12 protein-coding genes are annotated in these 14,985 nt (G+C 72.9%); 5 read left to right on the top strand and 7 right to left on the bottom strand.

The annotated features are described in order from the left end of the window. Positions 1 to 1,107 precede the first annotated feature (1,107 nt). Complete coding sequence (locus AC067A_RS19665) at positions 1,108 to 1,470, top strand: hypothetical protein (protein ID WP_479243749.1); 363 nt, start codon at positions 1,108 to 1,110, stop codon at positions 1,468 to 1,470. A 66-nt stretch (positions 1,471 to 1,536) separates the two neighbouring features. On the opposite strand, the gene AC067A_RS19660 is transcribed toward AC067A_RS19665, so the two are convergent. Then, positions 1,537 to 3,075 (bottom strand): MFS transporter, encoded by a 1,539-nt coding sequence (locus tag AC067A_RS19660; RefSeq protein ID WP_479243748.1) that lies wholly within the window; start codon positions 3,073 to 3,075, stop codon positions 1,537 to 1,539. Positions 3,076 to 3,137: 62 nt separating this feature from the next. On the opposite strand from AC067A_RS19660, the gene AC067A_RS19655 reads away from it, so the two are divergent. Continuing rightward, complete coding sequence (locus AC067A_RS19655) at positions 3,138 to 4,097, top strand: helix-turn-helix transcriptional regulator (protein ID WP_479243747.1); 960 nt, start codon at positions 3,138 to 3,140, stop codon at positions 4,095 to 4,097. Positions 4,098 to 5,009: 912 nt separating this feature from the next. Here AC067A_RS19655 and AC067A_RS19650 read toward each other — a convergent pair. Continuing rightward, the gene (locus tag AC067A_RS19650; protein ID WP_479243746.1) at positions 5,010 to 6,011 is read right to left on the bottom strand and encodes a sigma-70 family RNA polymerase sigma factor; all 1,002 of its coding nucleotides are present in this window, start codon (positions 6,009 to 6,011) and stop codon (positions 5,010 to 5,012) included. Between the two features lie 581 nt (positions 6,012 to 6,592). Between AC067A_RS19650 and AC067A_RS19645 the strand changes: the two genes are divergently transcribed. Next, positions 6,593 to 7,600 carry a questin oxidase family protein gene (locus tag AC067A_RS19645; RefSeq protein WP_479243745.1) on the top strand — a complete coding sequence of 336 codons (1,008 nt, stop codon included), beginning with the start codon at positions 6,593 to 6,595 and terminating at the stop codon, positions 7,598 to 7,600. A gap of 5 nt (positions 7,601 to 7,605) precedes the next feature. Here AC067A_RS19645 and AC067A_RS19640 read toward each other — a convergent pair whose 3' ends face one another. Further along, positions 7,606 to 8,403: a dioxygenase family protein gene (locus AC067A_RS19640; protein WP_479243744.1), complete on the bottom strand. Its 798-nt coding sequence runs from the start codon at positions 8,401 to 8,403 to the stop codon at positions 7,606 to 7,608. A 104-nt stretch (positions 8,404 to 8,507) separates the two neighbouring features. On the opposite strand from AC067A_RS19640, the gene AC067A_RS19635 reads away from it, so the two are divergent. Continuing rightward, positions 8,508 to 9,023, top strand: a complete 516-nt coding sequence (locus AC067A_RS19635; protein WP_479243743.1) for a MarR family winged helix-turn-helix transcriptional regulator — start codon at positions 8,508 to 8,510, stop codon at positions 9,021 to 9,023. Positions 9,024 to 9,246: 223 nt separating this feature from the next. On the opposite strand, the gene AC067A_RS19630 is transcribed toward AC067A_RS19635, so the two are convergent. From AC067A_RS19630 to AC067A_RS19620, 3 genes are read right to left on the bottom strand one after another with little or no spacing between them, the layout of a single operon-like run. Continuing rightward, complete coding sequence (locus AC067A_RS19630) at positions 9,247 to 10,776, bottom strand: MFS transporter (RefSeq protein WP_479243742.1); 1,530 nt, start codon at positions 10,774 to 10,776, stop codon at positions 9,247 to 9,249. A gap of 58 nt (positions 10,777 to 10,834) precedes the next feature. Then, entirely contained in the window at positions 10,835 to 11,002 is a 168-nt protein-coding gene (locus tag AC067A_RS19625; RefSeq protein WP_479243741.1) for a hypothetical protein, read from the bottom strand. A gap of 58 nt (positions 11,003 to 11,060) precedes the next feature. After that, complete coding sequence (locus AC067A_RS19620) at positions 11,061 to 11,732, bottom strand: TetR/AcrR family transcriptional regulator (protein ID WP_479243740.1); 672 nt, start codon at positions 11,730 to 11,732, stop codon at positions 11,061 to 11,063. A 260-nt stretch (positions 11,733 to 11,992) separates the two neighbouring features. On the opposite strand from AC067A_RS19620, the gene AC067A_RS19615 reads away from it, so the two are divergent. Next, positions 11,993 to 13,264 carry a M6 family metalloprotease domain-containing protein gene (locus tag AC067A_RS19615; RefSeq protein WP_479243739.1) on the top strand — a complete coding sequence of 424 codons (1,272 nt, stop codon included), beginning with the start codon at positions 11,993 to 11,995 and terminating at the stop codon, positions 13,262 to 13,264. A gap of 24 nt (positions 13,265 to 13,288) precedes the next feature. On the opposite strand, the gene AC067A_RS19610 is transcribed toward AC067A_RS19615, so the two are convergent. Continuing rightward, complete coding sequence (locus AC067A_RS19610) at positions 13,289 to 14,905, bottom strand: class I adenylate-forming enzyme family protein (RefSeq protein WP_479243738.1); 1,617 nt, start codon at positions 14,903 to 14,905, stop codon at positions 13,289 to 13,291. Between the last annotated feature and the right edge of the window lie 80 nt (positions 14,906 to 14,985).

Raw genomic sequence — 14,985 nt, 5'->3', positions numbered from 1 at the left:
CGTACGCATCCGTTCGACTTCCGTCGCTGGGCCATGACGTTGACGCTGCCGTCACGCCGTCAAGACTCCGCACCTCCGGTCCGATGATCCGATAAAGGAAGCGCCTGAGCTTCCCGGACATCGCTCTCGCCGGCCCACGCGCCGGCGGAGGAAGGAGCATGCATGCGTCCTGATTCCAGGACCCGGACCCGGAGCCCCCTGGGCCCGCTCCCCCGACGTCGCGCATGGCTCGGCAGCGGGGCGATCACATCGGTCGCCCTCGTACTCACCGGCTTCGCCTCCCCCACGGCCGCCGCTTGGAGCGGGACCCCCACCCCCGGCGCCCCCGGTACGGCGAGCGCGACCCTCGCGGGCGCCCCCTCCGATCACGGCTGCCAGCATCACGGCGACCTCCCCCAGGGCGAGAACCAGCACCCTCCCGTCGACTTCCTCCACGAGTTCCTGGACCACGAGATCCAGCCCCTCGTCGAGGGCCCCGCCCCCCACGTCCTCCGCGCCCTCCACCTCGCCGCCGGAGGCGACGACGGCTGCGAATCCGGCCCTCCCGGCCCGCCCGGCCCCAAGGGCAAGCCCGGCCCCACAGGCCCGACCGGAGCCACGGGTGCGACCGGAGCCACAGGTGCGACGGGGGCGACCGGGGCCACGGGGGCGACCGGAGCCACAGGTGCGACGGGGGCGACCGGGGCCACGGGGGCGACCGGGGCCACAGGGGCCACAGGAGCTACGGGTGCCACAGGAGCTACGGGTGCCACGGGAGCCACGGGTGCCACCGGTGAGACCGGCCCCACGGGACCGACCGGCGCGACGGGCGCAACGGGTGAGACCGGTGCCACGGGCGACACCGGCCCCACCGGACCGACCGGTCCCACCGGTCCCACGGGCGCAACAGGGGCAACGGGGGCAACGGGTGAAACCGGTGCCACGGGAGCCACAGGAGCAACCGGCGCCACGGGAGCCACCGGGGCGACGGGCGCTACCGGCGCCACCGGGGCCACGGGCGCTACCGGCGCCACGGGAGCCACCGGGGCGACGGGCGCTACCGGCGCCACCGGTCCTTGCTCCGACATCGACCTCTTCGCGCCCTCCAGCACGGAGGACGAGCAGGCGGTGCTCACCGGCGGCAAGGTCTACGTCGGAAGAGCGGCTACGGCGGGCGGGACGATCGTCTGGCAGGACCTGACCAACACGGTCGCGACGGCGACGGACCCGGCGAACCCCGGCTTCCCCGCCGACCCCTGCGGTGTGGCCTACGACAGCCAGGGCAACACGGCACTCGTGAAGATCGTGACGAAGGGCGGGCAGGTGTGGCAGACGTTCGGCCAGACCAACGGCGCGAACTTCATCTGGAACCAGGCGTGGACCCAGCAGACGACGCCCACACCGGCAGTGCTGCGCGCGGGCGGGTTCAAGGGCGCCTTGCCGCCGGGCGCACCCCGCAACCTCGTTCCCCCGGGCGTGAAGCGCCCCTGACGGACGGGTGACACGGCGGAGGGGCGGTGCGCTCACGCAGCGCACCGCCCCTCTCCGTCCGTCGGGTCAGACCGCGACGGCCACCTTCGGCTCCTGCTCGACGGACTCGGGGGCGTCCTCGTCCCCGTCACCGCCCTCCAGGTGCTGCTTGGGCTTGGCCGGGAGGGCGAACATCACGAGGAAGATCGCGGCGAGTACGCCGGCCGCCCAGCCGAGGGAGTTCTGGAAGGCGTCCGTGAAGGCCGCGCCCACCTCGGCGGGGCTCCGGAGCTGCTGGTCGTCGACCACCCCGAAGAAGACGACCGAGACGAGGCCGAGTCCGAGGGCGTTGCCCATCTGGCCGGTCGTGTTGATCAGGCCGGAGGCCGAGCCGGCGTGCTCACGCGGCACCTCGGAGAGCACGGCGTCCGTCAGCGGGGCCACGATGAGGCCCATGCCGAGGCCCATGATCACCAGCGGGGCGATCATCTGCCAGGAGTGGATCCCGGTCCCGTACCGGCCCGCCTCGAAGAGGTAGAGCAGGATGCCCGCGATCATTGTCAGCGCGCCGGCCTGGAGGACCTTGCGACCGAAGCGGGGGACCAGCTTCTGCACCGAGAGTCCGGCGGCCGTCGAGACGGCGATGGAGAACGGCACACCGGTCAGGCCCGCCTTCAGGGGGCTCCAGCCGAGCCCGATCTGCATGTACAGCGTCCAGACCAGGAAGAAGATGCCGAGCACGACGCCGAAGGTCAGCTGCACCGCGATACCGGCGGCGAAGCTCTTCACCTTGAACAGCGACAGCTCGACGAGCGGCGACCCGTCCTTCTTCGTCTTGTACTTCTCGTACGCGACGAGTGCGGCGAAGACGACCAGGCTGCCGGCCATCATCAGGTGGCCCCAGAGCGGCCAGCCCAGCTCACGGCCGCGCGTCAGCGGGTAGATCAGCATGAGCAGCGCGACCGTCACCAGGACCACGCCGACCAGGTCGAGCTTGAGCGCCTTCGGCGCCTTCGACTCGGTGATGAACTTCCGGCCCAGGATCAGGGCGGCGACCCCGACCGGCAGGTTGATCAGGAAGATCGGGCGCCACTCCAGGCCCGCGATGTTCCACTGGGTGAGCAGGGCGCCGAGCAGCGGACCGGAGACCGCGCCGAGCCCGATGACCGCGCCGAACAGGCCGAAGACCTTGCCGCGCTCGTGCGCCGGGAACGTGGCGTGGACGATCGAAAGGACCTGCGGCACCATCATCGCCGCCGTCGCGCCCTGGAGGAGCCGGGAGGCGACCAGGATCTCCTCGTTGGCGGCGAAGCCGCAGAGCGCCGAGGCGACGGTGAAGCCCGCGGTGCCGAGGAGGAAGAGGCGCTTGCGGCCGTAGATGTCGCCGAGGCGCCCACCGGTGATCAGGCCGGCGGCGAAGGCGAGCGCGTACCCCGCGGTGATCCACTGGATCACCGCCGGCGTGACGCCGAGGTCCCGCTCGATGCTGGGGATCGCGATGTTGACGATCGTGGCGTCGACCAGATCCATGAAGGCGGCTGTCATGACGATGGCGAGCGCGATCCAGCGCCGCTTGTCACCCGTGTCGGTGGGAGCCGCATCCGTGACGGCGTCGTGTGAACTCATAGGAAGAAGATAGAAGTCATCTAGGTCAAATGATGTCCTAGATAAGCCGCATCCTGGGAGACATGACGGACACCCCGGTACGACTCCTGAATCTGCTCTCGCTCCTCCAGACCCCGCGCGAGTGGCCCGGAAGCGAACTCGCCGAACGGCTCTCGGTCTCCCCGCGCACCATCCGCCGGGACATCGACCGCCTCCGCGACCTGGGCTACCCCGTCGAGGCCACCCTCGGCGCGGTCGGCGGCTACCGGCTCGTCGCCGGTACGGCCATGCCGCCGCTCCTCCTCGACGACGAGGAGGCCGTCGCGATCGCCGTCGGCCTGCGGGCCGGCGCGGGGCACGCCATCGAGGGCGTCGAAGAGGCCTCCGTACGGGCCCTGGCGAAGCTGGAGCAGGTCCTGCCCACCCGGCTCCGGCACCGGGTCTCCACCCTCCAGAACGCGACGATCCCCCTCGTCAGGGGCGACGGCGCCACCGTCACGCCCGCCACCCTGACCACCCTCGCGGGCACCGTGACCGGCCACGAGCGGCTGCGGTTCGGCTACCGGGCCGGCGACGGCACCGAGACGAAACGCCTCGTCGAGCCGTACCGGCTGGTCTCCACCGGCAGCCGCTGGTACCTCGTCGCGTACGACCTCGGGCGCGAGGACTGGCGGACCTTCCGCGTCGACCGGGTGAGCGAGCCGTTCGCCACCGGCGCGCGCTTCACCCCGCGTGAACTGCCCGCGGGCGACGCGGCCACCTACATGGTCCGCTCGATGGCCCGGGCGCAGGGCGAGATCGACCTCGACGTCGAGTTCGCCGCGCCCGCCGAGGTGGTCGCCACCCGGTTGCCCGCCCACCTCGTCCCGACCGCGACCGGTCCCGACCGCTGCCGGCTGCGCGCCCGCGTCCCCGAATCCGTCGACTGGCTGGCCCTCCGACTCGCCCTCCTGGACGTCGACTTCACCGTCCACGGCCCCCCGCCCCTCATCACCTACATCCAGGCCCTCTCCACCCGCCTCGCCTCCGCCACCCATCCCTGACCACCCCCGCGGCCCCCTCCCCCGCCCCGGCCGTCGCGGGCCGCACCCCACCCGTCGCGGGCCGTGCCCCGCCCGTCGTGGGCCGCACCCCCCATCGCGGGCCGCACCCCACCCGTCGTGGGCCGCACCCCCCATCGCGGGCCGTGCCCCGCCCGTTGTGGGCCGCGCGCCCGTCCTTATGGGCCGCGCCCGCCCGTTGTGGGCCCTCGTTCTGCCGGGTGGTGCCCACCCAGGCGCCTCCGCCCACCCCGTTGTGGGCAATCGTTCCGCTGGGGCGGAACGGGTGGGCACAACGGACGGCGCCCCGTGCCGGGCCCAGGCTTCCGCGCCCGAACCCGCACGGACAGCGCGGTGCACTAAGGGTGCGGGCCAGGACACAGGGGGCGGAGGCGCCGCCAAGCGCGCCGTCCCGTGTGCCCACCCGTCCCGCCCAGCGGGACGATTGCCCACACGGCGGGCGGGCGAAGGCCCACACGACAGCGGGCGCGGGTGCGCACGGACAGAGGGCGCGGGCCCACGACAGCGGGCGTGGGCGCACAGACAGCGGCCGCAGGCCCATACAACGGCGAGCGCAGGCACAGCGGCGGGCACAGGCCCACACGACGGCGAACGCAAGCACAGCGGCGGGCACAGGCCCACATGACAGCGGGCGGCGGCCCAGGCGGGCACGGGGCCACGCGACAGCCGGCGGGCGCACACGGCAGCGGGCGGGGGCCCCACGACACCGGGCGCAAGCCCACACGACAGCGGCCCCACGACGGCGGGCGCGGGCACACGCGGGCGCGGGCCCCACGACACCGGGCGCAAGCCCACACGACAGCGGCCCCACGACGGCGGGCGCGGGCACACGCGGGCGCGGGCCCGCCCGGCGCGGGCGGAGGCCCGGCGGGTGGGCCCGCAAGGGGCGGGGCGTCAGGCGACCGCGTCGAAGCCGGTGTCCCGCGCCATCTTCTTGAGTTCGAGCAGCGCGTGCTTCTCGATCTGGCGGATGCGCTCACGGGTGAGGCCGTGCTGCTTGCCGACCTCGGTGAGCGTGCGCTCGCGACCGTCCTCGATGCCGTAGCGCATGCGGATGATGGAGGCCGTGCGGTGGTCGAGCTTGTCGATGAGGTCGTCGAGTTCCTCGCTGCGGAGCAGGGTGAGGACGGACTGCTCGGGCGAGATCGCGGAGGTGTCCTCCAGGAGGTCGCCGAACTGGGTCTCGCCCTGGTCGTCCACCGACATGTTCAGGGAGACCGGGTCCCGGGCCCAGTCCAGGACGTCGGTGACGCGCTCCGGGGTGGAGCCGAGCTCGGCGGCGACCTCCGCGGGCTCGGGCTCGCGCCCGTTCTCGCGGTTGAACTCGCGCTGCACGCGCCGGATGCGGCCCAGCTCCTCCACGAGGTGGACGGGGAGGCGGATCGTGCGGGACTGGTCCGCTATGGACCGGGTGATGGCCTGGCGGATCCACCACGTGGCGTACGTGGAGAACTTGAAGCCCTTCGCGTAGTCGAACTTCTCGACCGCGCGCACGAGGCCCGCGTTGCCCTCCTGGATCAGGTCGAGCAGCGGGAGCCCGCTGCGCGGGTAGCGCCGGGCCACGGCCACCACGAGCCGCAGGTTGGACTTGATGAAGAGGTCCTTGGCACGCTCGCCCTCGGCGGCCAGCGCCTCGAGCTCCTCACGGGTCGCTCCGCCCGCCTCGCTCTCCACCTCGCCGTCGAGGATCTCCTGGGCGTAGACGCCCGCCTCGATCGTCTGGGAGAGCTCGACCTCCTTGGCGGCGTCGAGCAGGGGCGTGCGCGCGATCTCGTCGAGGTACATGCCGACCAGGTCGCGGTCGGCGATCTCCCCGCCTACGGCGCGAACGCTGCTTGCCCGTGCGGCTCCACCCTGGGTGGAGGTCTGACGACGGGCGACGGCACGGGTTGCCATGCGTGCTCCCTTGCTGAGTAGGTCGCGACACCCTTCCGGGTGCCCTGCATCCGACGGAAACAACGACTGGAATCAGGACAGAATTCCCACCCGACACATGGATTTTCGCGATCATGCAGTATCCTGCGCGGCCGCCGCCCGTTCGGGCACACCGCCGGCACCCACGGAGGTGCAGGTCAGACAGGCACGGAGGGTGATCCGGCGCCCGTCGCGGGGCCTCGCGACCACGCCGTCGGTGAGACCGCGATCACATGCGGCGCCATCCCTTCAGACGCCCGGACCCTGCCCGTGGTTGCCTCCTTCCCGCCACGGCCCGGAAGAGGCGTCCCGTCGATCCGGCCGACGCCTCACCGGCCCGGCCGCCGTCCGGCCCCTCGGGCCCCGTGACGCCGTGGTCACCTCCGCCCCGTGACTCCATGGCCACCTCCACCCCGTGACCCCGTACCCCCGGTGGCCGATTCCACCCCGTAGCCCCGCAACCCCGCGACCCCCTGACCCCGTGGCCGCCTCCGCCCTGCGACCTCCGACCTAGGCCCGCGGCCCGTTACGGCCGGGTGGGTCTCCGTCCTACCGTCGGTTCCATGACCGACACCAGCGGCACCCTCGACGAGGCCCTCGAACGGCTCCACACCACGGGGCCCGAGCGCGACGGCTGGCTCAGCAATCACGCCCCGATGGCCGTCGAGGCCCTCGTCCGCCATGGACGGGCGCCCGTCGTGCACCGCTGGCTCGACCACTACGCGCCCAAGCTGGAGGAGGCGCCGCCCGCGCGCCTCCCGGTGACCGCCGACGGCTGGCGGGAGGCGCTGGGCGACCCGTCGCGGATCACGGACTGGACCCGTTTCCTCACCCGGGAGGTGGAGGAGCGCCCCTGGCGGGAGGTCCTCGCCGAGTGGTGGCCCCGGCTGCTTCCGGGCATCGCGGGCGGTGCGACGCATCCGGTGATCCGCACCGGGCACGCCGTACGGACCCTGCTGACGACCGAGGAGACGGCTCCGCGTCGCGCCGAGCTGGCGCACGCCCTCGGCTACTGGGCCGCGCGGCACCAGCCGCTCCCGCCGCTCGTCCCGCTGACCTCCGCGCCGTCCGCGGCCGCCGCCCTGGACGCCGTACCGCCCGTTCCGGAGCAGCACGGGGGGATCCGGGCCCGGCTCGCGCAGCTCACGGCGTTCCCGGGGTGGGGTGCGGCGCCCGACCCGGACGCGGCGAAGGCGCTGCTCACCGAGCTGGTGGCGGCGGCGACGCACCGGTACGCGACGCACGGTTACGGCGAGCCGGTCATGCTCGTGCACGCGGCGACCGCGCCGAACGCGGTCCTGCGCACCCTGCCCGCGCTCCCGCGCGAGCTGTGGGCGCCGAGCCTGGCGGCGGCCTGGTCGGCGGCGGCGGCCGTCACCGCCGCCTACACGCCGGGGGAGGCCGCCCCGTACGCCGCGACCTCCCTCACTCCCGAGGAGGTCTTCGGCCGGGCCGCCGCGCACGGCGACGACCACACGATCAAGTTCACCGACACGGCGCTCGACGTGGGCGACCCGCGCGCGCTGGCCGCGGCCGTCCGTTCGGTGGAGCTGAACCCGCCGGTGTTCTGAGGCGGTCAGCCGAACTGCACGGACCGCTTCGCGAGCCCCATCCAGAAGCCGTCGATCACCGACCGCTCCGTGTCGAGGTCGCCGGCCTCGTCCGCCGCGCCCATCGTCACGAAGAGCGGGGCGAAGTGTTCCGTACGCGGGTGGGCGAGGCGCCCGGCGGGCGCCTTGTGCGCGAAGTCGAGGAGGGCGTCGACGTCCCCGGCGGCGAGCGCCTCGTTCCCCCAGGAGTCGAACTCGGCGGACCAGCCGGGCACCCCGCCGCCGGTGTGCCGCAGCGCGGCGAGGTTGTGGGTGAAGAAACCGCTGCCGACGATGAGGACGCCCTCGTCGCGGAGCGGTGCGAGCCTGCGCCCGATGTCCATGAGGCGGCGCGGGTCCAGGGTGGGCATGGAGATCTGCAGTACGGGGATGTCGGCGCCCGGGAACATCTCGACGAGCGGCACGTAGGCGCCGTGGTCGAGCCCCCGGTCGGGGATGTCCTGTACGGGCGTGCCGGGTGCGCGGAGCAGCTTGCGGACGGCCTCGGCGAGCAGCGGGGCGCCGGGGGCCGCGTACTGGACGCGGTAGTAGTGCTCGGGAAAGCCCCAGAAGTCGTAGACCAGCGGCACCGTCGCGGTGGCGCCGAGCGCGAGCGGCGCCTCCTCCCAGTGGGCGGAGACCATGAGGATCGCCTTGGGGTGCGGCAGGTCCGCGGACCACGCGGCGAGTTCGCCGGGCCAGACGGGGTCGTCGGCGAGCGGCGGCGCGCCGTGCGAGAGGTACAGGGCGGGCATCCGTTCCGGCGTGACGTCCACGGCGTTCATGACGCGACCTCCGACTCCTGGGTTCTTGAAACTTCAAGCTACCTGCTCGTACACCGTAACCCGACATAGTTCAACTTTCAAGAACGAGTCGTACGATGGACGTCATGGGAGACACCACCGAGCCCCGAGACACGACCGAGCCCCGCTGGCTCACCGACGAGGAGCAGCACGTCTGGCGCGCCTACCTGCACGCCACCACGCTCCTGGAGGACCACCTCGACCGCCAGTTGCAGCGCGACGCCGGGATGCCGCACATCTACTACGGCCTCCTCGTCCAGCTCTCCCAGGCCCCGCGCCGCCGTCTGCGCATGACCGAGCTGGCCAAGAGCGCCAAGATCACCCGCTCCCGCCTCTCCCACGCCGTCGCCCGCCTGGAGAAGAACGGCTGGGTCCGGCGCGAGAACTGCCCCTCCGACAAGCGCGGCCAGTTCGCCCAGCTCACGGACGAGGGCACCGAGGTCCTCCGGCGCAACGCCCCCGGCCACGTGGCGGCGGTCCGCCAGGCCCTCTTCGACCGGCTCTCCCCCGAGCAGGTGAACCAGCTCGGCGCGATCATGCGCGTCATGGCCGAAGGCCTCGAACCGACGGACGCGGACGCGGACCTCCCCTGGCTCCGCTGACGCGCGGAAGCGAGACGGACCCGCCCTGGCGCCACCGCCGACGCACGGAACGAACACCGACCTGACCTGGTCTGGCCTGACCTAGCTACCGCCACCGCCACCGCCACCGCCACCGCCACCGCCACCGCCACCGCCACCGCCACCGCGCGGAACGAACGCGGACCTGCCCTGGCTCCGCCGACGAAGCGGAACCAGGGCAGGTCGGACGTGCGACGCGTCGCGATCAGTGGGCGACGACCGGGATCTTCACCTCGTCGTCCGCGGCCGTACCGGACCCGGCGACGGCCCCGCCGCCCGGCTTGCCGGTGTTGATGAGCACGAAGGCGATCGCGGCCGAGAGGGCCAGGATGCCGACCGCCCACCAGATGGCCGCGGCGTAGCCCTCGACCATGCCCTGGAGCTGGACCAGCTTCTGCGCGGCCGGCGTGGTCGCGCCCGCCGCGTGGCCGGCCAGGTAGGCGGTGGTCGCCGAGGCGGCGATCGTGTTCAGCAGGGCCGTACCGATGGCGCCGCCGACCTGCTGCGAGGTGTTCACCATCGCGGAGGCCACACCGGCGTCCCGCGGGTCCACGCCGAGCGTCGCGAGCGACATCGCCGGCATGAACGCCGTACCCATGCCCAGGCCGAGCAGCAGCTGCGCGGGCAGGATCAGACCGGCGTACGAGGTGCCGATCTCCAGCTGCGTCAGCAGCAGCATGCCGACGCCGGCGGTCAGGAAGCCGGGAGCCATGAGCAGCCGCGGCGGGACCCGGGTCATCAGCCGCGTACCGATCTGCGTCGAACCGACGATCATGCCCACGATCATGGGCAGGAACGCGAAGCCCGTCTTGACCGGCGAGTACCCCTTCACGACCTGGAGGTAGTACGTCAGGAAGAGGAACAGGCCGAACATCGCGATGACGGCGAGACCCAGCGACAGGTAGACACCGCCGCGGTTGCGGTCCGTCACGACGCGCAGCGGCAGCAGCGGGGACTTGACCAGGTACTCGGTGAGGACGAACAGGATCAGCAGCACGCCGGAGCCGACGAAGAGACCGATCGTGCCCGCGTCGCTCCAGCCGGCGGACTCGGCGCGCGTGAAGCCGTACACGAGCGAGACCAGGCCGAGGGTGGAGAGGACCACGCCGGGGATGTCCAGCGGCGAGCGGTTGCGGCCGGCGGCCGGCTCACGCACGACGAGGTACGCGCCGACGGCGGCGACCACGGCGAACGGGATGTTGACGAAGAACGTCCAGCGCCAGTTCAGGTACTCGGTCAGGAAGCCGCCGAGGATCAGGCCCACGGCGCCGCCGCCGCCGGCGATCGCGCCGTAGATGCCGAAGGCCTTCGCGCGCTCCTTGGCGTCGGTGAAGGTCACGGCGAGCAGCGACAGCGCGGCGGGCGCGAGGAGCGCGCCGAAGGCGCCCTGCAGCGCGCGGGCACCGAGCATCATCGCCTCGCCCGTCGCGGCACCGCCGAGGGCGGACGCGGCGGCGAAGCCGATCAGGCCGGTGACGAAGGTCTGCTTACGGCCCCACAGGTCGGCGATGCGGCCGCCGAAGAGGAGCAGACCGCCGAAGGCCAGCGCGTAGGCCGTGATGACCCACTGCCGGTTGCCGTCCGAGATCCCGAGGTCCTGCTGGGCGGAGGGCAGGGCGATGTTCACGATCGTCGCGTCGAGCACGACCATCAGCTGGGCGAGGGCGATGAAGATCAGGGCTTTCCAGCGGCCGGGGTCGGCCTGGATCGCGGTGGTCTCGGGGATTTTAGGCATGGGTGTGGCCACCTCTTGGCGCGTACTGGTGAAAAACGGTCTGAAAGTGCGGGTGACGTCAGGGGATGACGTGAGTCGGCGGGCCCTGGGGATCGGTCACGGCGGGAACGGCGGTGTCGGCGGTAACGGCGGTGTCGGCGGTGACGCCCGTCATGGCCTTCACGCCCGTCACGGCGGTCACGCCCGTCATGGCCTTCACGCTCGTCATGGCGTTGGCTGCGGTCACGGCGACCAAGGCCCTCGCGCCCGTCACGGCGCTCGGGGCGGTCACGGTGCTACGGCTGTCACGGCGACGGCGGTGCGCAGGAGTCGCGTCTCAAATCCTCCAGGGTCGCGGCCTTTCCGGGCAGCTCGGAGCGGGCGGGTGTCTCCAGGCCGTCGAGGAAGAGCTGCAGATGACGGTGGACGAACTGGTCGAAGGCCGCGCAGCCCGATCCGGGCAGCGGGCGGGTCAGCTGGGAGAGGGCCACCATCAGGTCGCCGACGCCCACGTCGGTACGGAGCCGGCCGGCCCGCTGTGCCCGCTCGACGAGGCCCTGCACGGCCTCCTCCAGGCGGTCGCGCTCGGCGATCAGGTCGGGGTGGTCCTTGTCGAAGGCGCCGTCGAGCATCGGGCACAGGGCACCGACCCGCTCGTCGGCCGCGCCGTGGGTGAAGCGGCGGAGGGCGGCGAAGGTGTCGTCCTCCTCCTCGGCGGCCCGCTCGGCGAGCTCGGTGACCCGGGCCATCAGCGAGAGGACGACCTCGTGGACGAGGTCGGCGCGCTCGGGGAAGTTCCGGTAGAGCGTGGCGTTCCCGACGCCGGCCCGGCGCGCGATCTCGTCGTACGGGACCTGGGAGCCGAACTCGACGAACATCTCGCGGGCCGTCGTCACGATCCGCTCGCGGTTGCGCAGGGCGTCGGCCCGCGGTCGGGGTACGCGGCGGGCGGGCGCGGTGTCGGCGGTGCTGGTCACGCCACGGCCTCCTCACACTCACTCGGAACATCCGGGGAAGGATTCCCCACTTCGCTGAACACGGGGTTAAACGGGGAACCAGTCCCCGGTTATTTCCCCGTCGCGACGTGACCTGCGTCACACGTTCCCGGTCTCGTGGAATACCCACGATCGGATCACCCGGCGCGCGCGCCGACGCCACCCGCAAGAGGCTGATCGCACGACGCGGACCCGCGGAAGGGCCCGCGCCGCAGACCTGCCCCCACCGGAGAGGCGCCCGTATGCAGCACCCCCGCCGACGGATACGCAGACCCGTCGCCCTGGCGGCGATCACGGCCCTCTCCCTCACGCTGCTCGCCTCCGCGAGCAGCACCCTCCCCGGCCCCGCGCCCGCGACGGCCGGCCCGGTGGCAGCCGCGCCCGGCGGCGCCCAGCTGGGGCCGTGCCGCATCGCCACCACGATGGGCGTGCAGATGTCGGAGGGGCTGCCCACCGCCCCCGGATACGTCCGCTCCACGGGCCAGGTCAGGGCCCTCAACCTGATGATCGACTTCCCGGACGCCCCCGGCGACGGCACCGCGGCGGACCGCTTCCGCGAGTTCTTCCCGCAGACCGCCGACTGGTTCCGCACCAGCTCCTACGGGCGCCTCCACTACCAGGCCGAGATCCCGATACCCGACTGGCTGCGGATGCCCCAGGCGTTCTCCGCGTACGGGATCGAGCGCGGCTCACCGTACGAGCCGGGCTACCGCTCCCTCGTCGAGGACATCGTGAAGGCGGCCGACCAGCGGGTGGACTTCAGCGCCTACGACCTGGTCAACGTCCTGGTCACGCCGAACGCCGGCCCCTCCGCCCTCGACACCGTCCTGTCCGTCACCTTCTCCGGCAACGACGACGCCCCCTACGCGGACGGCGTCCCCCTGGCCAACACGTCCTTCGTCTACAGCCGCCAGGACGACGGCTCGGGCAGCTTCGCCGAGACCGGCTACCGCGTCCTGCCCCACGAGAACGGCCACGTCTTCGGCCTGCCCGACCTCTACACCTCGGACGGCGGCGGCACCGTCGGCCACTGGGACATCATGTCCGAGGACTGGGGCGCCAACAACGACCTGCTCGGCTGGCACAAATGGAAGCTCGGCTGGCTCGACAACGACCAGGTCAGCTGCGCCTCCGGCTCCGGCACCGGCGACTACACCCTCACACCCCTCGCCGTCCCCGGCGGCCCCAAGCTCGTCTTCGTGCCCCTCTCCGGCACCTCCGGCTACGCCGTCGAGGTCCGCAGCAAGGACGGCAACGACGAGGCCGTCTGCGAACAGGGCGTCCTCGTCTACCGCGTCGAATCCGACGTCGACACCGGCCACGGCCCGGTCACCGTCTCCGACAGCGACCACGCCAGCGGCGGCTGCACCCGCCGCGCCAACGTCCACGCCGAACTCTCCGACGCCCCCTACACCCCCGGCGAGACCTTCACCGACCGCGCCAACGGCATAGGCATCACCGTCCTCGACGAATCCCCCGCCGGCGCCTACCGCGTCCGCGTCACCCGCCACTGACCGGTCACACGGAGCCGGCCGGGATCACCCGCCCCCGACGCCCTTCCGGAGCTCCCGCTTCAGGATCTTCCCGGTCGGGTTCCGCGGCAGCTCCCCCTCCCGTACGAGCACCCGGGCCGGCACCTTGAACGCGGCGAGGCGCGCACCCACGTGCGACCGGAGGGCCTCGCCGTCGGCCTCCGCCCCGGGGTGGAGGCGTACGACGGCCACGACCTCCTCCCCCAGCAGCGGATGGGGGACACCGAAGACGGCCGCGTCGTCGACGTCCGGATGCTCGTGCAGCACCCCCTCCACCTCGACGCAGTACACGTTCTCGCCGCCCCGGATCACCATGTCGGTGATCCGGTCGACCACGCTCACCCGCCCGTCGGCGTCGACGACGGCGAGGTCCCCGGTCCTGAACCACCCGTCCTCGGTGAAGGCCGCCCGCGTGGCCTCCTCGTCCCCCCAGTACCCCCGGACGAGGGCCTGGCCGCGCAGCCACAGCTCCCCCACCCCGTCCGCGTCGGGCCGCTCGATCCGCACCTCGGTCGCGGGCGACGGCCGCCCCACGCTTCCCGGGTGCGCCCGGTACTCGGCTCCCGCGTTCGCGAGCACCCCGCCGCACGTCTCCGTCAGCCCGTACCCGTTCCGCGGCTCGATCCGCTCCCCGTACCCCTCCGTGAGCCCCGCGACGATGCCGGGCGGCGCGGCGGCGCCGCCCGTGCTCAGCAGCGTCAGGCTCTCCAGCGGATCCTTCGTGCTCCGGGCGAGGTCGAGCAGCTGCAAGGCGGTCGTCGGCACCCCGGCGTAGTGCGTGACCTTCTCCTCCCGGATCAGGTCGAGCGCCCGCCCGGCGTCCCACTTCCGCATCATCACCAGCGTCCCGCCGGCCGCCATCACGGTGTAGAACGACGTGAACGCGGCCACGTGGAAGAACGGAAACGTCGTCAACGACACGATCGCCGGCCCCGTCCCCGGCACGTCCCCGCGCGCGAGCGCCGCGGCGGCGGCGAAGTACCGCGGGTTCATCGCGGCCCCTGCCTGCGCGAGATGCGTGGCGACGGCCCCCTTGGGCCGCCCGGTGGTGCCGGACGTGTAGACGATGGTGGAGTCGTGCTCGGGAAGGACATCGACGACGGGCGGCCCGAGGAACGGATCGTCATCGACGACGTAGGGGACGAACCCCTCCTCCGCCTGCCCCTCCCCCGCGAACACGATCCCGGGCACGCCGTTCCGCCGCGCCCACCCCCGCACCCGCTCCACCCGCTCCCCGTCGACGAGCAGCACCCCCGGCGCGCAGTCGTCCAGCGCGTACCCGAACTCGCCCTCGGTCCACCACGCGTTCATCGGCACGGCGACCAGCCCCGCGAGCTGCGTCGCCCAGAAGGCCACCTGCCACTCGGGCAGATTCCTCATCGCCACCACGGCCCGGTCCCCCGGCCGCAGCCCGTACTCCCCCACCAACCTCCGCGCCAGCCCACAGGCCGCGTCGAAGAACTCCCTGTACGTCACCCTCCGCCCGTCGGCCACGAGGAACACCCGCTCCCCGAACGCCCACGTCACCTCCACGAACTCCCGCAACGTCCGCGGCCCGTTCGCGTACACCCCGCCCACCACCTCGAACGGCGCCCCCTCCGCCGTCAGCCTCTCCACCACCACGCCACCCTCCTAAGCGCCCGCTCACCGCCCCCGCGACGCTATGCACCCCCTCCCACCCGGTCAACCCCACCACCCCCTCC

It is taken from the genome of Streptomyces sp. NPDC043176 (genome assembly GCF_056436715.1).
This window is presented reverse-complemented; position numbering and strand designations above follow the sequence as displayed.